General features: G+C 74.7%; 11 protein-coding genes. 3 read left to right on the plus strand and 8 right to left on the minus strand.

Annotated features, from left to right (window positions below):
* Window positions 1-77: 77 nt before the first annotated feature.
* The 4 genes from ACZ4W9_RS06750 to ACZ4W9_RS06765 all read right to left on the minus strand — a co-directional run bounded on the left by ACZ4W9_RS06750 (window position 78) and on the right by ACZ4W9_RS06765 (window position 9,483).
* Window positions 78-1,481 carry a dipeptidase gene (locus ACZ4W9_RS06750; protein WP_467933667.1) on the minus strand — a complete coding sequence of 468 codons (1,404 nt, stop codon included), beginning with the start codon at window positions 1,479-1,481 and terminating at the stop codon, window positions 78-80.
* A 52-nt stretch (window positions 1,482-1,533) separates the two neighbouring features.
* Window positions 1,534-5,148, minus strand: a complete 3,615-nt coding sequence (locus tag ACZ4W9_RS06755) for an ATP-dependent helicase (protein WP_467933668.1) — start codon at window positions 5,146-5,148, stop codon at window positions 1,534-1,536.
* A gap of 112 nt (window positions 5,149-5,260) precedes the next feature.
* Window positions 5,261-8,839 (minus strand): ATP-dependent helicase, encoded by a 3,579-nt coding sequence (locus ACZ4W9_RS06760; RefSeq protein ID WP_467933670.1) that lies wholly within the window; start codon window positions 8,837-8,839, stop codon window positions 5,261-5,263.
* A 257-nt stretch (window positions 8,840-9,096) separates the two neighbouring features.
* Window positions 9,097-9,483, minus strand: a complete 387-nt coding sequence (locus ACZ4W9_RS06765; RefSeq protein WP_467933672.1) for an MGMT family protein — start codon at window positions 9,481-9,483, stop codon at window positions 9,097-9,099.
* Between the two features lie 186 nt (window positions 9,484-9,669).
* On the opposite strand from ACZ4W9_RS06765, the gene ACZ4W9_RS06770 reads away from it, so the two are divergent.
* The 3 genes from ACZ4W9_RS06770 (at window position 9,670) to ACZ4W9_RS06780 (ending at window position 15,235) form a co-directional block, all read left to right on the plus strand.
* Window positions 9,670-12,594, plus strand: coding sequence for a lysylphosphatidylglycerol synthase domain-containing protein (locus tag ACZ4W9_RS06770; protein WP_467933673.1), 2,925 nt, complete (start codon window positions 9,670-9,672; stop codon window positions 12,592-12,594).
* Between the two features lie 71 nt (window positions 12,595-12,665).
* A complete protein-coding gene (locus tag ACZ4W9_RS06775) occupies window positions 12,666-14,210 on the plus strand; it encodes an alpha/beta hydrolase (RefSeq protein ID WP_467933674.1) in 1,545 nt (514 codons plus the stop codon).
* A gap of 617 nt (window positions 14,211-14,827) precedes the next feature.
* On the plus strand, window positions 14,828-15,235 hold the full coding sequence (locus tag ACZ4W9_RS06780) for a hypothetical protein (RefSeq protein ID WP_467933676.1): 408 nt from the start codon (window positions 14,828-14,830) through the stop codon (window positions 15,233-15,235).
* A gap of 91 nt (window positions 15,236-15,326) precedes the next feature.
* On the opposite strand, the gene moeZ is transcribed toward ACZ4W9_RS06780, so the two are convergent.
* The 4 genes from moeZ to ACZ4W9_RS06800 form a co-directional block, all read right to left on the minus strand.
* Window positions 15,327-16,505: an adenylyltransferase/sulfurtransferase MoeZ gene (gene moeZ / locus ACZ4W9_RS06785; RefSeq protein ID WP_467933677.1), complete on the minus strand. Its 1,179-nt coding sequence runs from the start codon at window positions 16,503-16,505 to the stop codon at window positions 15,327-15,329.
* 158 nt (window positions 16,506-16,663) lie between these two features.
* Window positions 16,664-17,623: an NAD-dependent epimerase/dehydratase family protein gene (locus ACZ4W9_RS06790; RefSeq protein ID WP_467933678.1), complete on the minus strand. Its 960-nt coding sequence runs from the start codon at window positions 17,621-17,623 to the stop codon at window positions 16,664-16,666.
* Between the two features lie 186 nt (window positions 17,624-17,809).
* The gene (locus ACZ4W9_RS06795) at window positions 17,810-18,922 is read right to left on the minus strand and encodes a hypothetical protein (RefSeq protein WP_467933680.1); all 1,113 of its coding nucleotides are present in this window, start codon (window positions 18,920-18,922) and stop codon (window positions 17,810-17,812) included.
* Window positions 18,923-19,506: 584 nt separating this feature from the next.
* Window positions 19,507-21,171: a glycosyltransferase gene (locus ACZ4W9_RS06800; RefSeq protein ID WP_467933681.1), complete on the minus strand. Its 1,665-nt coding sequence runs from the start codon at window positions 21,169-21,171 to the stop codon at window positions 19,507-19,509.
* Window positions 21,172-21,346: the final 175 nt, after the last annotated feature.

A 21,346-nucleotide genomic window follows, 5' to 3' on the forward strand; every position in this document is an offset into this window, starting at 1 on the left:
GGGCGCGGGCGGGGCGGGCAGGGCGGTCCCTCCAGTGTGCCCCGCGCGCGGGGCCCTTCCGTACCGGCGGCGGCCGGTCAGGGTGCGGTGCGCCAGTTCCGGGCCAGGTCGTCCCACAGGTAGGCGCTGGTCTCCACACCCTTGAGGAGGAGGCCCAGCTCGACCTTCTCGTTGGGGGCGTGCCAGCCGTCGGACGGGACGGAGATGCCCAGGAAGAGCACCGGCGCGCCGAGGACCTCCTGGAGGTCGGCGGCGGGTCCGGAGCCGCCCTCGCGGGTGAAGCGGACCGGCTTCTCGAAGGCACGGCCCATGGCGCGGACCACGGACCGCAGCGCGGGGTGGTCGAGCGGGGTCAGACACGGGCGCGTGGCCGAGCCGAAGTCGATCTCGCACCGGATGCCGGCGGGCACCCGCTCGGCGGCCCAGGCCCGGACGGCCTTCTCGACGTGGTCGCGGTCCTGGCCGGCGACCAGCCGGAACGACAGCTTCACCATGGCCGACGACGGGATGATCGTCTTGCTGCCGGGGCCCTGGTAGCCGCCGCCGATGCCGTTGACCTCGGCGGTGGGGCGGGCCCAGACGCGCTCCAGGGTGGTGTACCCGGCCTCGCCGTGGGTGGCCCGCGACTTGGCCGTGCGCAGCCAGCGCTCCTCGTCGAAGGGCAGCTCGGCGAACAGCTCGCGCTCGCGGTCGGTCAGCTCCACGACGCCGTCGTAGAAGCCCGGTATCGCCACGCGCCCCTGCTCGTCGTGCAGGGCGGCGACCAGGCGGGCGGCGGCGGTGGCCGGGTTGGGCACGGCGCCGCCGAAGGAACCGGAGTGGATGTCCTGGTCCGGGCCGTGCAACCGGATCTCGCACTCGGCCAGGCCGCGCATGCCGGTGCACACGGTCGGGGTGTCCTCGGCCCACATGCCGGTGTCGGAGACGATCACGGCGTCGGCGGCGAGCCGTTCGGCGCGCTCCTCGACCAGGGCGCGGAAGTGCGGGGAGCCGGACTCCTCCTCGCCCTCGATCAGCAGCTTGAGGTTGACGGCCGGCGCGGTGCGGCCGGTGGCGGCGAGGTGGGCGCGGACGCCGAGTGTGTGGAAGAACACCTGCCCCTTGTCGTCGGCGGCCCCGCGCGCGTAGAGGCGGTCACCGCGCACGACCGGCTCGAAGGGGTCGCTGTCCCAGCCGTCCTCGCGGGCGGCGGGCTGGACGTCGTGGTGGCCGTAGACCAGGACCGTGGGCGCCTCGGGGTCGCCCGAGGGCCACTCGGCGAAGACGGCGGGGGCACCCGGGGTCTGCCAGACCTCGGCGGTCGGGAAGCCGGTGTCCATGAGCTTGGCGGCGAGCCAGTCGGCGCTGCGCCGCACGTCGGGCGCGTGGTCGGGCTGGGCCGACACGGAGGGGATGCGCAGCCACGCGGCGAGGTCGTCGAGGAACGTGGCGCGGTGCTGCTCGATGTACGCGCGGACGGCGCTGTCCGGGGTCTGACTCATGCTCCGAGCCTATCGGCCCGCACCGGTGACCTCGGCGGGCGGTTCGTCACACTCAGCTCGCCCCCCGTGTGCTCTGCGTCTCACCCGTGAGCAGCCGCTCCAGCGCGGCACGGTCCGGCAGGCCCTCGGGGCGCACGACCTCGCCGCTGCGCACGTACAGGAAGGCGGCCGTGACCGACTCGGGCGGTACGCCCTGCTGCTCGGCCCAGGCCAGCCGGTACACGGCGAGCTGGAGGGGGTCGGCGGTGTGGGCGCGGCCGGTCTTCCAGTCGACGATCTCGTACGTCGCCCCGTCGCCGTCGCCGTTCCGGTAGACGGCGTCGATGCGGCCCCGGATGACGCGTCCGGCGAGGGTGAACTGGAAGGGGGTTTCCACGCGGTAGGGGGTGCGCCGGGCGTACTCGGTGCGTTCGAAGGCCTCCTTCAGGGCTTGGAGGTCGTGCTCGTCGGCGATCTCGGCGTCGTCGCCGCCGGGCAGCTCGTCCGGTTCCAGCAGGGGCAGGGTCAGCTCCTCGAAGCGGGCCTCGATCCAGGCGTGGAACCGGGTGCCCCGGCGCGCGGCCGGTCGCGGAGGGAGCGGCATGGGGCGCGCGAGTTCCTGTGCGAGCCCGTCGGGGTCCTCGGCGAGCCGCAGCAGCTGGGACGCGGTGAGCGTGGCGGGCAGCGGGACGTCGGTGACGGCCCGGCGGGCGCGCAGCAGCTCTCCGGCGAGCGCGTCGAGGTCGCGGTCCCAGGAGGCGACCGTGCGGGCCTCCTCCGGGGTGAGCGCGGTGGCGGGGCGGGGCTCGGCGGGCCGGGGGGCGTCCTGCGGGACGTCCTCGGGGGCGGACGCCTGGTGCGGGACCAGGCCGGTGGGGCCGGCCGGGACGGGGGCGGGGGTGCCAGGCGGCTCGTCGCCATACGGGCCGTCGTGCGGCTCGTTCTCGTACGGGCCGTCGTAGGGCTCTTCGTCGTACGGGCCGTCGTGCGGCTCGTCCTCGTACGGGCCGTCGTACGGCTCTTCGCCGTACACGTCGTCGTGCGGGTCCTCGTCCGGGGGTGCGGGCCAGTCCGGGTCCTCGTCGCCGGCCGGGTCGTGCAGGGCCGGGCCGGGGCCCTCGGGGCGGGCGGCGAGGGCGTCCAGGTGGGCGAGGACGGTCGCGGCGGCGGCGCGGCGGCGGGCCAGCGCGCCGGCGTCCAGCGGGAGCGGCCACACCTGGTCGTCGGTCGCCGTGTGCAGCGCCGGGTTCTCCGCGTTCTCGGGGGGTTCCTGCGCCCACGCCTCGATCTCGCCGTACCCGGCGGCGCAGTGGTCGTACAGGGCCTTCAGGAAGTCGGAGGGGCCGCGCTTCTTCTTCTGGCTGGGTCCCCACCAGTGGCCGGAGCCGAGCAGGAGGGAGCGGGGGCGGGTGAAGGTGACGTAGCCGAGGCGCAGCTCCTCGGTGTGCTGGTGGTCCTTCATGGCCTCGTGGAAGGCCTTCATGCCGCGCGCGTCCCAGCTGCCGACGTCGGGCAGGGTGTCGGCGTCGCCGCGCAGGGCGTGCGGCACCACCTTGGCCTGGGCGGTCCACTTCTCGCGGCCCTGGGCGCTCGGGAAGGTGCCGGTGACGAGTCCGGGGACGGCCACGACGTCCCACTCCAGGCCCTTGGACTTGTGCGCGGTGAGCACCTTGACGGTGTTCTCGCCGCCGGGCAGGGCGTTGTCCAGCCCCTTCTCGTACTGGGCCGCGGTGCGCAGGAAGCCCAGGAAGGCCAGCAGGGTGGCCTCGCCGTCGCTCGCGGCGAAGGAGGCGGCGACGTCCAGGAAGTTGGACAGGGTCTCGCGGCGGCGGGCGGCCAGCGCGTGCGGGGACGCCGACAGCTCCACTTCGAGGCCGGTGACGGCGAGGACGCGGTGCAGGACGTCCATCAGCGGGTCGGACAGCGAACGGCGCAGGTCGCGCAGCTCGGTGGCGAGGCGGGCGAAGCGCACGCGCGCGTCCGGCGAGAACGGCAGCCCGTCGTCGTTCCCGTCGCCCTCGATCGGCGTCTCCAGGAAGGTGTCGAGGGCGTCGGCGAGCGAGATCACCTCGGCCGGGTCGACGCCCTCGACGGCCGCCGCGAGCCGGCGGTCGGGGTCGTCGGCGGCGTCCACGCGCGCGTGGGCGACCAGCAGGCGGGCGCGGCGGCCCAGCAGGGCGAGGTCGCGGGGGCCGATGCGCCAGCGCGGTCCGGTCAGCAGGCGCACCAGGGCGGCGTTGGCGCCGGGGTCCTGGAGGACCTCGCAGACGGCGACGAGGTCGGCGATCTCGGGCAGGTGCAGCAGCCCGGACAGGCCGACCACCTCGACGGGAACGTCCCGGGCGACCAGGGCGCCCTGGATCTCGGCGAAGTCGGTCGCGGTCCGGCACAGCACGGCGATCTCGCCGGGCGGCGTGCCGGTGCGCACCAGGTGGGCGAGGGAGTCGGCGATCCAGTCGATCTCCTCGGCGTGGGTGGGCAGCAGGGCGCAGCGGACCGTGCCGTCGTACTCGGCGCCGGGGGCCGGGCGCAGGGCCTCCACGCCCGAGTGCATCGCGCGCAGGGGCGCGGCGAGGCCGTTGGCGAGGTCGAGCAGGCGCCCGCCGCTGCGGCGGTTCTCGCTGAGCGCCTGCCGGGCGGCGGGCCGGCCGTCGGCGTCCGGGAAGTGGTCGGGGAAGTCGTCCAGGTTGGCCACGGAGGCGCCGCGCCAGCCGTAGATGGCCTGGCAGGGGTCGCCGACGGCGGTCACCGGGTGGCCGGTGCCGCCGCCGAACAGGCCGGCCAGCAGGACGCGCTGGGCCACGGAGGTGTCCTGGTACTCGTCCAGGAGGACCACGCGGAACTCCTCGCGCAGCAGGCGGCCCACCTCGGGGATGCGGGCGAGGCGGGCCGACAGGGCGATCTGGTCGCCGAAGTCGAGCAGGTCCCGGCGGCGTTTCTCGGCTCGGTAGCGCTGGACGAGGTCGGCGAGTTCCCGGCGGGCCGCGGCGGTTTCCGGGACCTTGCGCAGGTCGGCGTTGGTGAGCTTGGCGCCGTCCAGGGTGCGCAGCAGGCCGGTGTCCCAGGCCCGCAGTTCCTCGGGGTCGACGAGGTGTTCGGCGAGTTCGGAGTCGAGGGCGAGCAGGTCGCTGACCAGGTCGGCGAAGGAGCGGGTCAGCGCCGGGTAGGGCCCCGGGGCCTCGCGCAGCACACGCGCGGCGAGCTGGAAGCGGGTGGCGTCGGCCAGCAGCCGGGAGCTGGGTTCCAGGCCGATGCGCAGGCCGTGGTCGGTGAGCAGGCGGCCGGCGAAGGCGTGGTACGTCGAGATGACGGGCTCGCCCGGCGGGTTGTCGGCCTCCGGCCAGGGGGTGTCGGCACGCGGCACGGTCTCCGAGGGGTGGCGGCCGGCCGGCGCGAAGGCGTCGGCGTCGGTGACCCCGGCCTTGATCAGCGCCTTGCGGACGCGTTCGGCCAGCTCGCCGGCGGCCTTGTTGGTGAAGGTCAGGCCGAGGACCTGTTCGGGGGCGACCTGCCCGGTGCCGACCAGCCAGACCACGCGGGCCGCCATCACGGTGGTCTTGCCCGACCCGGCGCCGGCCACGATCACCTGCGGGGCGGGCGGCGCGGTGATGCAGGCCGTCTGCTCCGGGGTGAACGGGATGCCGAGGAGCTCCTTGAGCTGCTCGGGATCGGTGATACGGGCGGACATGTCGAAAGAGGCTAGCGGCGGGCACTGACAGTCGGGGGCCGATCGGCCACCCCGGGCGAAAGATGCGCAGGTCAGCGCGGATGGTGGGGTATGTCACCCCGGTCGCGGACGCTTACTCCACGACGTGCCGGCCCTCCGGCCGGGCGCTGCACGAGGCGCGGAAGGCGCAGTGCGCGCAGTGCTGGCCGGCGCTGGGCGTGAACCGCTCGTCGAGGACCTTCCCGGCGGCGTTGGCCAGCAGTTCGCCGACCCACTCGCCCGCCAGCGGCTCCTGGGTCTGCGTCTTGGGCAGGCCGTCGCCGCCGTCGCGTTTGGCGGCGCCCTGGCGGAGGTGGACCAGTTCGGCGCCGCCCGGTTCGGGGCGGTCGCCGTCGAAGGCGGTGTCGACGGCGCCTTCGCGGACGGCGAGCTGGTAGACGGCGAGCTGGGGGTGGTGTTCCACCTCGCGCGCGGTGGGTGTCTGTTTGCCGGTCTTGAAGTCGACGACGTAGGCCCGGCCCGCGGCGTCCTTCTCCACGCGGTCCATCTGGCCGCGGATGCGGACCTGGTAGTCGCCCGCTTCGAGGGTGACGTCGAAGTCCTGCTCGCTGGCCACCGGGGTGCGGCCGGCCCGGTCCAGCACATGCCAGTTCAGGAAGCGTTCGAGCGCCACGCGCGCGTTGTCCTTCTCCTGCCGCGACTTCCAGGGGGCGTCGAAGGCGAGCGCGTTCCACACGGATTCCAGGCGTTCCATGAGGACGTCGAGATCGGCGGGGGTGCGGCCGGAGGCGACCTCGTCGGCGAGGACGTGCACGACGTTGCCGAAGCCCTGAGCGGTGGTGGCGGGGGCGTCGGCCTTCACCTCGCGGCCGAGGAACCACTGCAGCGCGCAGGTGTTGGCGAGCTGGTCGAGGGCGCTGCCGGAGAGCACCACCGGCTGGTCCCGGTGGCGCAGCGGCACCTTGCTCTCGGTCGGCTCGTACATGCCCCACCAGCGGTAGGGGTGCGCGGACGGCACCAGCGGGCGGCCGTCCTCGTCGGCGAGCGCGGCGAGCCGGGCGAGCCGGCGGGCGGCGGCCTCGCGCAGTGCGGCCGACGCGCGCGGGTCGACGGTGGTGGCGCGCAGCTCGGCGACGAGCGCGGCGACCGCCAGCGGGCGGCGGGGGCGCCCGATGACGTCCTTGGGTTCGACGCCCAGCTCGGTCAGGAACCGGGACGGCTGGTCGCCGTCGTCGGCGGGTGCCTTCACCGCGGTGACGACGAGGCGGTCACGCGCACGCGTGGCGGCGACATAGAACAGCCGGCGTTCCTCGGCGAGCAGCGCGCCCGGCGGCAGCGGTTCGGCGAGGCCGTCGCGGCCGATGCGGTCGGCCTCCAGCAGCGAGCCGCGGCGCCGCAGGTCGGGCCACAGGCCCTCCTGGACGCCGGCGACGACGACCAGCCGCCATTCCAGGCCCTTGGAGCGGTGCGCGGTCATCACGCGGACGGCGTCGGGGCGTATCGCGCGGCGGGTGAGGGTGTCGGCGGCGATGTCCTCGGCCTCGATCTCCGCCAGGAAGTTCAGGGCGCCCCGGCCGCCGGTGCGCTCCTCCGCGCGCGCGGCGGTGGCGAACAGCGCGCAGACGGCGTCCAGGTCCCGGTCGGCGTTGCGGCCGGCCGCGCCACCGCGCCGGGCGGCACGCTCCAGGCGCGCGGGCCACGGTGTGCCCTCCCACAGGTCCCAGAGCGCCTCCTCGGCGGTGCCGCCGCCCGCGAGGCGCTCGCGGGCCTTGCGCAGCAGGGCGCCGAGGCGCTGCGCCCCGCGCGCGTACGCCGGGTCGTGCACGGCCAGGCGCTCGGGCTCGGCGAGCGCCCGCGTGAGCAGTTCGTCGGAGGGCGGCGGCAGCGGGTTCCCGGCGACGCGCTCCTCCTCGCGCAGGGCCCGGCCCAGGCGGCGCAGATCGGCGGCGTCCATGCCGCCGAGCGGGGAGGCGAGCAGGGTGAGGGCGGTTTCGGTGTCGAGCCAGGGGGCGTCCGGGGCCGGGGCGCCGGGGTCGGCGGCTTGCTCGGCGGCGCCTTCGGCGGCGGCCCGCTCACTGGCGGCCACGGTGGCCTGCTCACCGCTGCCGACGGCCGGTTCACCCGTGTCGGTGGCCCGCTCACCGGAGCCTCCGACGGCAGCCTGCTCGTCGCTGCGGGCGGCCGGTTCACCCGTGCCTTCGGTGGCCCGCTCACCGCTGTCGGCGGCTCGCTCGCCGGCGTCCTCGACGACCGGTGCCTCCCCGGCGGGCGGCGCGCTCTCCCCCAAGCCGTCGGCGGGCTCCCCCGCGCGGTGCCGCGCCGCCGCCGCGGCGACCGCGCGCAGGGCCGTCAGCAGCGGCGCCACCGCCGGCTCGTGCCGCAGCGGCAGGTCGTCGCCGTCGATGTCCACGGGGACGCCCGCCGCGGTGAGGGCGCGGCGGAGCGTCGGCAGGGTGCGGGAGCCGGCGCGTACCAGGACGGCCATGTCGCTCCAGGCGACGCCGTCCTCCAGGTGCGCGCGGCGCAGGATGTCCGCGATGTTGTCCAGTTCGGCGCCGGCCGTCGGGTAGGTGTGGACCTCGACCCGGCCGCCCTCCCGTACGGGGGCCGGGTCGCGGTGGGCGCGGACCTTGTCGGCGGGCAGCCGGGTCAGCGGCATGCGCCGGGTGATCAGGCGGGTCGCCGCCAGCAGGGCGGCGCCGGAGCGGCGGGAGGTGCGCAGCACCTCGACGGGGGCCGGGCGGCCGTCCGCGCGCGGGAAGGCGGCCGGGAAGTCCAGGATGCCGTTCACGTCGGCGCCCCGGAAGGCGTAGATCGACTGGTCCGGGTCACCGAAGGCCACCAGGGTGCGTCCCTGGCCGGCCAGGGCGTGCAGGAGCCGGACCTGGGCGGGGTCGGTGTCCTGGTACTCGTCGACGTACACGGCGTCGTACTGGGCCGCGAGCCGGGCGGCGCTCTCCGGGCGACGGGCGAGCAGGACCGCGCGGTGCACCAGTTCCGCGTAGTCGATCACGCCCTGGAGGTCGAGCGTGTCGAGGTATTCGGCGAGGAAGGCGGCGGCGGCCCGCCAGTCGGGACGGCCGATGCGGCGCGCGAAGGAGTCCAGCGCCTCCGGGCCGAGGCCCAGCTCGCGGGTGCGGGCGAGGACGGCGCGGACCTCGTCGGCGAAGCCGCGCGTGGTCAGGCAGGCGCGCAGCTCGTCCGGCCAGCGCACGTGGGTCAGCCCGAGCCGCTCCAGGTCGGGGTGGCCGGCGAGCAGCTCGCGGACGGTGACGTCCTGCTCCGGGCCGGAGAGCAGGCGCAGCGGTGTGGTGAAGCGGTCGCTGTCCTGGTGGGCGCGGACCAGGGCGTAGCAGTACGAGTGGAACGTGGTCGCCCGGGGGGCGCGGGCGGCGCCCATGCGCAGGGCCATGCGGTCGCGCAGGTCGACGGCGGCCCTGCGGCTGAACGTCAGCACCAGGATCCGGGCGGGGTCGCCGCCGCGGGCGATCCGGGCGGCCACGGACTCCACGAGGGTGGTGGTCTTGCCGGTGCCGGGACCGGCGAGGACGAGCAGCGGTCCGTCACGGTGGTCAACCACGGCGCGCTGCGCCGCGTCCAGACGAGGGGGGTCCGTCACGGGCGGCGGGGTACGCACCAGTCGGTAGGCGTCACGTCCCCCCTGTCGCACCGCGGGGTGCGACAGGCGCCTGGTGGACGAGGAGGAGCTCACGTGATCGGCCGGTCCTGGTGGTTGTGCTGGTGGGCGGGCGGCCGCGCGTGCGAGGCGGTGACCGCGGGGTGAGGGGGACACGTGCCGCCGACGCTACGCCGACGCCCCGGGCGGAAGCAGTACTTCCGTTTCATCCCTCGGGGCGCTGGGGCCACGCGTGTCCCTCCCCCCACGAACGTACGGCATGCCACGGACGTCCCCGATGTCACCCGAACGGGCCACGGGTCTGCCCTGGCGGCATCCGATGGCGGAAGCTGTCAGATGTGACCCTCCGCGTCCGCGCCGCCGTCCCAGCGGGCCCGTCGCATGTCGAGCCGCGGCAGATGGCCCTGGGCGGCCCTGCCCGCCTGCCTCAGCGGGGTGCCCTCCGCGCGGTAGTGGGAGAGCGCGCGCAGCTCGTGCCCGGGCAGCAGCACCCCGTCGGAACGGACCACCCGCCACCACGGAACCGCGCCGCCGTAGAGGGCCATCACCCGGCCGACCTGGCGCGGGCCGCCCTCCTCCAGCCACTCGGCGACGTCGCCGTAGGTCATGACCCGGCCCGGCGGGATCCGCTCGGCGACCTCCAGGACCCGCTCGGCGTACTCCGGCAGCTCGTCCGCGTACCCCTCACGGGCGTCTTCGGGAGGGCTCTGCTCGCTCATCCACCCCATCCTGCCGCACCGCGTCGACATCCCGGCGGGGCGCGTGACGCACCGTCCCCTCGCCCCCGGGCGGCGCTTCGGGCAGACTGTGCGCCCGCGCATCCGCACCCTGATGCCCTGGTGCGCCGGTGGGACATGCCACCATCGTGCGGGCGGTGACTGGTGATACGAGACCAAGAAGAGACCATGGACGAGCAGGGCGCGCACCCCGACGAAGCGGCGGGCACCCCTGACGCCTCCGCGCACCCGGACACCCCCCGCGCGGGCGAGACCGGCACCGGCGCACGCCAGGAGGACGCCGGTCCGCCCGGGAACGACGCCGTACGCGCGGACGCGAACGCGCCCGAGGACGACGGTCCGCCCGGAAACGGCGGCGCGCGGGAGGACGACGACGCGCCCACGGACGACGCCCCGGGCGAAAACGGCGGCACGCGTGCGCGGGAGAGCGGCGCGGACGCCCCCGGGGAGGCGTCCGGTTCCGGGAGCACGCCTGCGGACCCGCCGTACGACGACGACCCGCACGCCGAGCGGGTGGCGGTCGACGAACCGCTGCTCCCCGCGCGCGTGCACCGCCCCTCCGACCTCATGCGGCTCCTGGTGGGCGTCCTGGCCATCGTGGTGCTCCTCGCGATCGCCGCGTTCGCGCACGGCACCACCTCGGGCCTCGAACAGGACATCAACAAGGGCACCGGCCAGGCCCCGGACCTGCTGATCAAGATCGCGGGACTGGCGTCCAGCATCGCGATCCTGCTGGTGCCGGTCGCCTTCGCCATCGAACGGCTGATCAAACGGGACGGGCTGCGCATCGCCGACGGCGTCCTCGCGGCCGTCCTGGCCCACGGGGTGACGCTCGCCACCGACCTGTGGGTCGCCCGGGCCGCCCCGGACTCCATCCAGGAGGCGCTCACCCAGCCCTCGCCGGGCGACATCCACGCCCTGACCGATCCGGTGCACGGCTATCTGGCCCCCGTGATCGCCTACATGTCGGCCGTCGGCATGTCCCGCAGACCCAGATGGCGCGCGGTGCTGTGGATCGTGCTGCTGCTCGACGCGTTCTCGATGCTCGTCACCGGCTACACGACCCCCTTCTCGATCATCCTGACGGTGCTGATCGGCTGGTCCGTCGCCTACGGCACCCTCTACGCGGTCGGCTCCCCCAACGTCCGCCCCACCGGCCAGACCCTGATGGCGGGCCTCAGGCACGTCGGGTTCCACCCCGTCAGCGCCTCCCGGGAGGACACCGCCGAGTCCGAGAGCGGCGACCGGGGACGGCGTTACTTCGTCACCCTGGAGGACGGCCCCCCGCTGGACGTCACGGTCGTCGACCGGGAACAGCAGGCGCAGGGCTTCTTCTACCGCGCGTGGCGCAATCTGACCCTGCGCGGCTTCGCCACCCGCTCCAGCCTCCAGTCGCTGCGCCAGGCGCTGGAGCAGGAGGCACTGCTGGCGTACGCGGCGATCGCGGCGGGCGCCAACGCGCCGAAGCTGATCGCCACCTCCGAACTGGGCCCCGACGCGGTGATGCTCGTCTACGAGCACACCGGGGGGCGGACCCTGGACTCGCTGGCCGACGACGAGATCACCGACGAGCTGCTGCGCAACACCTGGCACCAGGTACGGGCGCTGCAGTCGCGGCGCATCGCGCACCGCAGGCTGGCCGGTGACGCGATTTTGGTGGATCGTTCCGGCAGGGTGATCCTCACCGAGCTGCGCGGCGGCGAGATCGCGGCCGGGGAACTGCTGCTGCGCATGGACGTCGCCCAGCTGGTCACCACGCTCGGCCTGCGGGTCGGCGCCGAGCGGGCCGTGGCCTCGGCGGTCGGCGTGCTCGGCCCGGACGCGGTCGCCGACTGTCTGCCGATGCTCCAGCCGATCGCGCTCACGCGCTCCACGCGCGCGACGCTGCGCCGGCTGGCCCGGGAACGGGCCCAGCGCGAGCGCGAGGCGGTGCTCGAAGCCTCCCGGCAGGCCAAGCAGGCCCGGCTGGAGGAGGCGTCCGGGACGCCCGCGCCGGAGGCCGGAAAGCCCGACAAGAAGACGGTCCGCGCCGAGCAGCGCGCGGAGAAGCGGGCCATCGACGAGGCCCTGGAAGAGGCCCGCGAGGAGGATCTGCTCACCCAGATCCGGCACCAGGTGCTGCGGATCAGGCCCCAGGCGCCCGTGGAACCGGCCCGCCTGGAGCGGGTCCGGCCGCGCACGCTGATCAGCTTCATCGCCGGCGCGATCGGCGCGTACTACCTGCTGACGCAGCTGACCCACATCGAGTTCGGCACGCTGTTCGCGCAGGCCCAGTGGGGCTGGGTGATCGCCGCGGTGCTGTTCTCGGCGCTCAGCTACGTCGCCGCCGCCATGGCGCTGCTGGGGTTCGTACCGGAGCGGGTGCCGTTCCCGCGGACCGTGGCGGCGCAGGTCGCCGGGTCGTTCGTGAAGATCGTGGCCCCGGCCGCGGTCGGCGGTGTGGCCCTCAACACGCGCTTCCTCCAGCGCGCCGGCGTGCGCCCGGGGCTCGCGGTGGCGAGCGTCGGCGCCTCGCAGCTCTTCGGGCTCGGCTGCCACATCCTGATGCTGCTGTCCTTCGGCTATCTGACCGGCACGGAGAAGACGCCGTCGCTGTCGCCGTCCCGCACGGTCATCGCGGGCCTGCTGACCGTGGCCGTCCTCCTCCTCGTGGTCACCTCGGTGCCGTTCCTGCGGAAATTCGTCGTCACGCGCGTGAGGTCGCTGTTCGCCGGTGTCGTGCCGCGCATGCTCGACGTGCTCCAGCGGCCGCAGAAGCTCGTCACCGGCATCGGCGGCATGCTGCTGCTGACCGCCTGCTTCGTGATGTGCCTGGACGCCTCCATCCGGGCCTTCGGCGACGGCTCGGTGTCGCTGAGCATCGCGAGCGTCGCCGTCGTCTTCCTCGCCGGCAACGCGCTCGGTTCCGCGGCCCCCACCCCCGGCGGCGTCGGCGCGGTCGAGGCCACCCTCACGGTCGGCCTGATCGCCGTGGGCCTGCCCAAGGAGGTCGCCGCGCCGGCCGTCCTGCTGTTCCGGCTGCTGACCCTGTGGCTGCCGGTGCTGCCGGGCTGGCTGGCCTTCAACCACCTCACCCGCAAGGGCACCCTCTGAGCGCCCGGTGACGTAGCCCGGACGGCCCGCGCCCCGCGCGGGCCGGCGTGCGCACGCTCACGATGGGGAGCATGGCGAACCCCTCCCGGCTGCGCGCCGTCGCGCTGACCACGTCCGCTGTGCTGCTCTGCGCCGCGCTGGCCGGTTGCGACGGCCACTCCGAGGACGGGGACCTCACCCACCAGAGGCTGGACTGGCAGGACTGCCCCGCCCCGTCCGAGGCGGAGGGCGGCGGCAGCGCCCCCTCGCCGCTGCCGAACGGCACCGAATGGCAGTGCGCCACCATGAAGGCGCCGCTGGACTGGGGCGAGCCGAAGGGCGACACGATCGGCATCGCCCTGATCCGCGCCCGGTCCGACGGCCCCGCGAACCGCCGGATCGGCTCGCTGGTGTTCAACTTCGGCGGCCCGGGCGGCAGCGGCGTCACCACGCTGCCCGCGTTCGGCCCGGACTACGCCACCCTGGGCACCCGCTACGACCTGGTCAGCTTCGACCCGCGCGGGGTCGGCCGCAGCGCGCCGGTGCGGTGCGAGAGCGACGCCCGGCTGGACGAGTACTTCCAGCAGGACGCCACCCCGGACGACGCCGCCGAACGCGCCCAGCTGCTGCGGCGCACCCGGGAGTTCAACGCGGCCTGCGAGAAGAACTCCAAGAAGGTCCTTCCGCATGTGCGCACCACCGACGCGGCCCGGGACATGGACCTGATGCGCCAGGTCCTCGGCGACCGGAAACTGCACTACTTCGGCATCTCCTACGGCACCGAACTCGGCGGTGTCTACGCCCACCTGTTCCCCGGGAACGTCGGCCGGGCCGTCTTCGACGCGGTCGTGGACCCCACGCAGAACGCCGAACAGAGCGCGCTGGGCCAGGCGAAGGGCTTTCAGCTGGCGCTCGACAACTTCGCGGAGGACTGCACCTCGAAGACCACGGAATGCCCGATCGGCAGCACCCCGCAGGAAGTGAAGGAGCGCATCGCGAAGCTGCTCGCCGACCTGGACGAGAAACCGATCCCGGGCATCTCCCCGCGCGAACTGACCCAGACCGCCGCCACCAACGGCATCGCGCAGTCCCTGTACTCGAAGGACTTCTGGGAGTACCTGACCGAGGGGCTGGAGGAGGCCTACGACGGGGACGGCAAGATCCTCATGCTGCTGTCCGACTCGATGAACGGCCGCGGCGAGAACGGGGAGTACAGCAACCTGGCCGCGGCGAACGCCGCCGTCAACTGCTCCGACGACAAGGCGCGGTACACCGCGGAGGACGTCCGGCGGACACTGCCCCGGTTCCGTGCCGCGTCACCGCTGTTCGGGGACTACCTGGCCTGGGGCATGGTCAGCTGCACGGACTGGGCGGTGCCGGGCGCCGCCGACCATCCCGACGTGCGCGCGCCGGGGTCGGCGCCCATCCTCGTCGTCGGCAACACCGGTGACCCGGCCACCCCGTACGAGGGCGCGAGGAAGATGGTGGACGCGCTCGGCAAGGGCGTGGGTGTGGAGCTGACGTACAAGGGCCAGGGGCACGGGGCCTACGACAGCAAGAACAAGTGCGTGCAGCGCGCGGTGAACGGCTACCTGCTGGACGGCAAGGTGCCGAAGGCCGGCCTCGTCTGCTCCTGACAGCCCTCCGAATTCGGTAAGAGATAGCAGGTCAGAGGGTTATCCACAGGCTGTCACGGGCTGGGCCGAAGACGCCTGCCATGGCCTGAACGCCCGGCGCGGCACGACGCGACGGGCTTGTCAGGGGGGTGCGCGTGACGCGATTTCGGCGCTGGGCGGCCACGCTGGTGGCAGGACCGCGGCCGGCCGGCTGCGGCGGCTCGTCCGGCGGGGACGGAAAGGGCGACGAGGGCACGGGGACCGGGTCCGTTCCCGCGTCGGCATCGGGTTCCCCGGCCGCGCCGTCCGCAACGGCCCTGCGTCGACGCGACGGTGGACACCTGCCTGCTGAACGGAACGACACCGAAGGACGGCAAAGTCTGCTCGTAACAGACTAATTTCAACAAACTCCGCAAAATTAGACAGGCCACTCGGGGGTCGATACGCTCGGACGGTGGCCGCCACAGCCGATCCGATCGGGCAGGGCGCAGTGGCAGGCGCCCGTAGTGGCAGGCCCGTCAACCCACCGCGACGGCACACCGCATCTGGCGATCAGACGCCGTGCCCGGATGCGCACCGCTCGACGTCCTCGTCACTTGCCGACACATGCCGTCCTCAGCAGACGAGTGGAGACTGGTATGCGGGATTTCAGCAGGAGGGCCTACAAGCTGGGTACCGCCGGGGTCGTGGCCTCGCTGGCCCTGGTCGTTCCCGCCGCGACGGCCGGTGCGGCACACGCCAACCCGAACTCCGGCAGGGTCAAGGTGACCGGAACCGCGAGCTGCGAGCGGTTCGAGGACTCCTCGGTGACCGACGTGACGATCAGCACCAAGGGCAAGGTCGCCTCCGACCAGCTCTCCGGTGAGAACGTGGCCGAGTCCTACTCGATCACCTTCACCAAGGTCCCGGCGAAGAAGGGCATCGACGCCAACGTCAAGGTCACCTGCGTCGACAGCGACGACGAGGAACACACCTTCGCCAAGAGCATCAAGATCACCCGCCCGGCAAGCCCGGCGACCGAGCAGGAGACCGTCAACCTCAAGTAGTCCCCTGGAAGCCCACACGCCAACGGCAGAAGCCCACGGCATCCGAAGAGCCGTGGGCTTCGTCAGTCCCGCTGGTGGGGCGGGGCCGGGGTCAGTAGACCGGCTTGTCGGGTTCGATCTGGTTGACCCAGCCGATTACCCCGCCGCCGACGTGGACCGCGTCGGCGAAGCCCGCGGACTTCAGGACCGCGAGGACTTCCGCACTGCGGACACCCGTCTTGCAGTTCAAGACGATCTTCTTGTCCTGGGGAAGGTTCTCCAGGGCGGTGCCCATGAGGAACTCGTTCTTCGGGATCAGCGTGGCGCCCGGGATGGACACGATCTCGAACTCGTTCGGCTCACGGACGTCGATGATCCGGATGTTCTCGCCGTCGTCGATCCACTCCTTGAGCTGCTTAGGAGTGATCGTGGAGTCGACCGCCGCCGCCTGGGCCTCCTCGGACACGACGCCGCAGAAGGCCTCGTAGTCGATCAGCTCGGTGACGGTCGGGTTCTCGCCGCAGACCGCGCAGTCGGGGTCCTTGCGGACCTTGACCTGGCGGTACTGCATCTCCAGGGCGTCGTAGATCATCAGGCGGCCGACCAGCGGCTCACCGATGCCGGCGAGGAGCTTGATCGCCTCGTTGACCTGGATGGAACCGACGGACGCGCACAGCACGCCCAGGACGCCGCCCTCGGCGCAGGACGGGACCATGCCGGGGGGCGGGGGCTCCGGGTACAGGCAGCGGTAGCAGGGGCCGTGCTCGGACCAGAAGACGGACGCCTGGCCGTCGAAGCGGTAGATCGAGCCCCACACGTACGGCTTGTTCAGCAGCACGCACGCGTCGTTGACCAGGTACCGGGTCGCGAAGTTGTCGGTGCCGTCGATGATCAGGTCGTACTGGCTGAAGATGTCCATCACGTTGTCGGCTTCGAGCCGCTCCTCGTGAAGGACCACGTTCACGTACGGGTTGATGCCCTTGACGGTGTCCCGGGCCGACTCGGCCTTGGACCGGCCGATGTCGGCCTGGCTGTGGATGATCTGGCGCTGCAGGTTCGACTCGTCGACCTCGTCGAACTCCACGATGCCGAGGGTGCCCACGCCCGCGGCGGCCAGGTACATCAGCGCCGGCGAGCCCAGGCCGCCGGCGCCCACACAGAGCACCTTGGCGTTCTTCAGCCGCTTCTGCCCGTCCATGCCCACGTCGGGGATGATCAGGTGGCGGGAGTACCTGCGGACCTCATCTACGGTGAGCTCAGGAGCTGGCTCGACCAGGGGTGGCAGCGACACGGGGACTCCGTTGGTCGGTCAATCACTACAGTTGTTCTCCTCGTAACACTGCCACGCCCTTCTTCATTCCGAGACACCCGTTCCGGTGTGCGAGACGATCCCGTCCCAGCAGCCGGGCAGCGCCCTCGGCGGACCGGTGCGCCCGGGCGCGGCAGCGGTCAGATACGGCACGCCGCTTCCATCCAGATGTCGGCCAGGGACTCCTCGAGGTTGATGCGGGGCCGCCAGCCGAGGCGGTCGCGGGCGGTGCGCACATCGGCCTGCTGCCAGCTGCCGCAGCCGTCCGGGTAGGGATAGGCCACCGGCGGCGCGTGGTCGCCGTCGGCGCGGGGGTGCCCGAGGGCGGTGCGCAGCGGCCCGGGCGGCGCGTCCAGTTCGTGGAGGGCGCCGCCGTACCCGGCCACGCGTGCCAGGACGGCGGCCGCGTCCCTGAGACGGACGGCGCGTCCGGACCCGATGTTGATCACCCCCTGCGCGGCGGAGAGCGAGGCGGCGTGCACGGCCCGGGCGACATCGCGTACGTCCACGAAGTCGCGCTGGACGCCGAGGCCGCCGAGCTTGAGCTCGCCGTCCCCCGACTGCATGGCGCGGCGCATGGCCTCGGCGAGCCGGCCGAGCGGGGAGCCCGCCGGGGTGCCGGGGCCGGCCGGTGAGAAGACGCGCAGGACGACCGCGTCCAGGCCGGAGCCGAGGACGAGTTCGGTCGCGGCGAGCTTGCTGACGCCGTACGGGCCGCCGGGGCGCGGGACGGCGTCCTCGGGCGTGGAGGAGCCGGGCTGGCTGGGCCCGTACTCGGAACCGCAGCCGATCTGCACCAGGCGGGCGCCGCAGCCGCTGCGGCGCAGCGCCTCGCAGACGGTGGCCACGGCGACGGTGTTGTGCCGGGTGAGTTCGCGGGCGCCGCCCCGGGTGGCGCCCGCGCAGTTGATGACGACTCCGGGGTGGACCGCGTCCAGGAAGCGGGTGAGCGCGCCCGGGCTGCCGGTGGCGAGGTCGAAGCGGACGTCGGCGTCGTCGCCGCGGCCGAGCGCGGTGAGCTGGACGGCCGGGTCGGCGAGCAGGCGGTCGGCGACGAAACGGCCGATGAATCCGTTGGCTCCGATCAGCAGGACCCTCATCGGGCGGCTCCCGGGGTGTGCGCGCCGGCGGTACCGGCCGTGTCGACGGCTCGTGCGGCTGCTCCGGACGCTCCGGCGGTTCCGGTGGCTCCGGACGCTCCGGGTCGGGAGGTGGTCATCTGGTCTTCTCCTTCGCAGAGATGGTGCGGATGCCCGCGGCGAGGGGGTCGGGCCGACGGGCGAGATCTACCCGGGGGGTGCTCCCGTGGGGGCGTGGGCCGAGGCCCGGGTGAGCGTGCGGCCGGTGTGCCAGAGCAGGGCCAGGGCCGCGGTGCCGCAGGCGAGGGACGGTACGGCGGCCTCGCCCCACGCGTCCACGAGGGTTTGGACCGGGACCGCCAGGAAGGCGCAGCCGGGCAGCCGGCCGGCCGTCGGCAGCGCCAGGGCCACCGCTTCCACGGCCGCTGCCGCGCCCAGCGCGCGGGCGGGGGCGCGCCGGTGGCGGTGCGCGGTGAGCAGGCGGGCGGACAGCAGCAGGGCGCCCAGGGTGAGGGTCTGCGGGTAGGCCGCGGGCTGGTGCAGGGCGGTGCCGCTGAGCGCGAGCAGGGCGGTGAGGGCGCCCAGGTACAGGGCGAAGGCGGCGGGCAGCAAGGGGGTCATCGCGGCGGTGAACGCCTTCAGGCTCCGGCTGCCGACGAGCCTGCGGCGGGCTCCGGCGGCGAGGAGGTGGGCACACCAGGCGGCGGGGGCGCAGGCCAGCAAGAGGGCCAGGGCGGGCGCGGTGGCCGTGGGCCAGGGGCCGTCCGGCGTCCCGGTGGGCGGGGCGCCGGGGCCGCCCGACAGGACGGCGCGGAGGAGGCCGTCGCCGAGGAGGGCGTACCCGAGCAGCCAGAGCGTCCACGCGCGCGTGCCGACGACGGCAAGCCGCGTACGCGTGCCCGGCGTGATGCGCCGGGCACGTGCGCCGGGCGGGCCGGCGAGCGGGCCGTGGCGCAGGGCCGCGCGGGTGGCGAGGGCGACGGCGAGGAGGCCGCCGAGCGCCACCAGCAGGCGGAGGGTGCCATGGGTGAGGGGCAGTCCGGTCACCGTCGCCGCGCCGAGCGCTCCGGGCAGGAGGGTGAGCAGGATCCAGCCGGCTCGGACGCGCGGTACGGGGAGGAGGGGGGGCTCCGAGGAGGGCCGCTCCGTGTGGCGCGGCACGCGCGCGTGCAGCTCCTCGGCGAGCGAGAAGACGTCACGGTGGCGGAAGTGGGCGGTGGTCCGGTCGGTGACGCCGTACGACTCCAGGCGCACGGCGATCTCCAACGGGTCCACGGCCCGCTCGGACAGCTCACGGTGCCGGTGCAGCAGGGCTTTCACCGGATCTCCGGAGCCCTGGGGAGCACCGCCGTCCCGTGTCCACGCCGGCCATCCGTCCGGCACGGGGGCCTGAGCGGGCGGCGCCTCGCCGTCCCACCCGGCGCGTGCGGCCGACCGCGCGGAACCGCTCTCAGAACCTCGCCCGGCCGGTGCTCCGGAAACGGGGCCGGCCGGCCGGTGGGCCGACGGAGCGGCCGCCTCGTGGGCGGAGGGCGAGGGCTTCGGGAGGAACGGACCGTCGGTCACCGCGGGCGGCGTTGCGCGCCCGGAGTCCGGGGGAACGGCCGGGGCCGGTACCCGTCCCGTCGGCGCCCACTCCCCCGACCGCGCGTCCCACGGGTCCGCGCCGCTCGGCATCGCCGGGTGGTCCGAGGCGGCCGGGTCTCTCCGGGGCGGAGCGCCGTCGCCCACGCCGTCCCCGCTCCGGGCGGCCGGCCCGTTCGCCTCTCCCGGCCCGGCCACCCTGCCCGGCCCGACCGGCTCCCCCGGCCCGCCCACCACGACCGGCTCTCCCAGCAGCCCCTGAGCGTCGATGGGCAAGCTGGAGCCCGGTCCGTCGGTGGGGGGGCCGCCCCGCAGGCCGGTCATCGGGTCTCCTTCGCCGACGGCCGGGCGGTGCGGGCCGGGGGGTGTGCGGCCCAGCCGGGGACGCCGCGTGGCGGGGCGGGGGCCGTGGGGTCGGCGCAGTGGCCCGGGACGAAGGTCTCGGCGGGGGTCGCGAAGGGCCGGGGCGCGTCCGGGGCGGACCGGCGGACCGGGCAGCGGGAGACGATCTCCAGGTAGAGGCCGTGAAAGGCCGCGACGGTCCGCTCGATGGTGAACAGTTCGAGCGCCCGGGCACGCGCGGCGGCACCGAGGCGCGCACGGCGCTCGGGGTCGCGCAGCAACGCCACGCACGCCGCCGCGAGCGCCCGTGGATCGCCCGGCGGCACGACCAGTCCCGTGCCGCCGATGACCTCCACGACCGCGCCCACGTCGGTGGACACGGTGGCCCGGCCGCCGAGCATCGCCTCGACGAGACCGGTCGGGAAGCCTTCCGCGCGGCCGGAGCGGACGGCGACCGCGCCGGCCGGGTACGCGTCGGACACCTCCGTCTCCTCGAAGGAGACGGGCCGGTCGCCCTCCGTCCCGCCGGGGAACAGCCGCGCGGCCAGCGCCCGGCAGTGACCGAGATAGGCCGCGCCCTCGGCGGCGGACGGTGTGCCGACGATGCGCAGGCGGGCCTTCGGCTCTTCCCGGCGGACCTCGGCGAAGGCGTGCAGCAGCGAGACCAGGTCGTCGGCCGGGTCGACGCGCCCGGCCCAGACCAGCGTGTCCGGGTCGGCCGGGCCCGTCGCCGCGCCCGCCTCCGTGAACCGCTCGGCCTCCACGCCGGGGTACACCGTGCGGATCCGGGCGCGGTCGGCGCCGCACCGTTCCTGCCAGCGGCGCGCGTGCGCGTCGCCCGAGGTGAGGAGTTCGGCCGCGCGGTAGACCTCGGCCGCGAGCCGGCCGTGGAAGGCGGCGAGCACGGCGCGTACGGCGGGGGCGGCGGTGCCGGGGCCGGACGTCAGGTAGTGGGTGCGCAGGTGCACGTCGTACTCGGTGACGAGCAGCGGCACGCCGTGGAAGTGCCGGGCGAGCAGCCCGCAGAGGGCGGGCGGGCCGCCCGTGGTGGCGTGGCAGAGGTCGGCCGCGCCGAGGGTGTCGTCGCCGTACCAGTCGAGGGAGAGGGGGCGCAGGGCGCGTTCGAGGTGTGCGGCGACGGTGAGCAGGTCGGTCACCCGCGCCTCGTGCGCCGTACACAGCGCGCGGGGCGCCCGGCAGGCTCGTTCCAGGGCGCCCAGGGCGGTGTCCGAGCGCAGGGCGCCGGCCAGGCCGCCTTCCTCGCGGGCGAGTTCGGCGAGCCCGTACAGCGCGCTGCCGAAACGGTCCGCCAGATCCTTGGACCCGCCATGCGCCTCCCCGGCGGCCCCTGCGCCCGCACACACCGCCCCGACCAGTTCGCCGTAGCACTCGGCGAAGCGTCGGCGCACGCGGCGGCCGTAGGGGAGGCCGGCGTCCCCGGCCGTCCACGGCGGCGCCGTGCGCACCCGGCGGACCTGCGGCGGCAGCGGGGGCCGGGCCCCGGTCCGTCGGCGCCGGCGTTCGCGGAGCACGTAGACGTCGAACTCGTGCTGCCCGAGCCCGCGCACCAGCCGTTCGCACCAGGACGGGTCGGCACCGCCCGCAGGCGGGCGGGCACCGTCGGTCAGCATCCCCAAGCGCATGTGTGCACCCCCGGTCTCCCGTCTGGGGAGCCGCCTTCGGACCGGCGGCTCGCAGCGGGATGAACGTAAGGGGACAAGGCGGTGGGGGGGGGGGGGGGGGGGGGGGGGGGGGGGGGGGGGGGGGGGGGGGGGGGGGGGGGGGGGGGGGGGGGGGGGGGGGGGGGGGGGGGGGGGG

This window comes from Streptomyces sp. NPDC029296 (genome assembly GCF_055569255.1).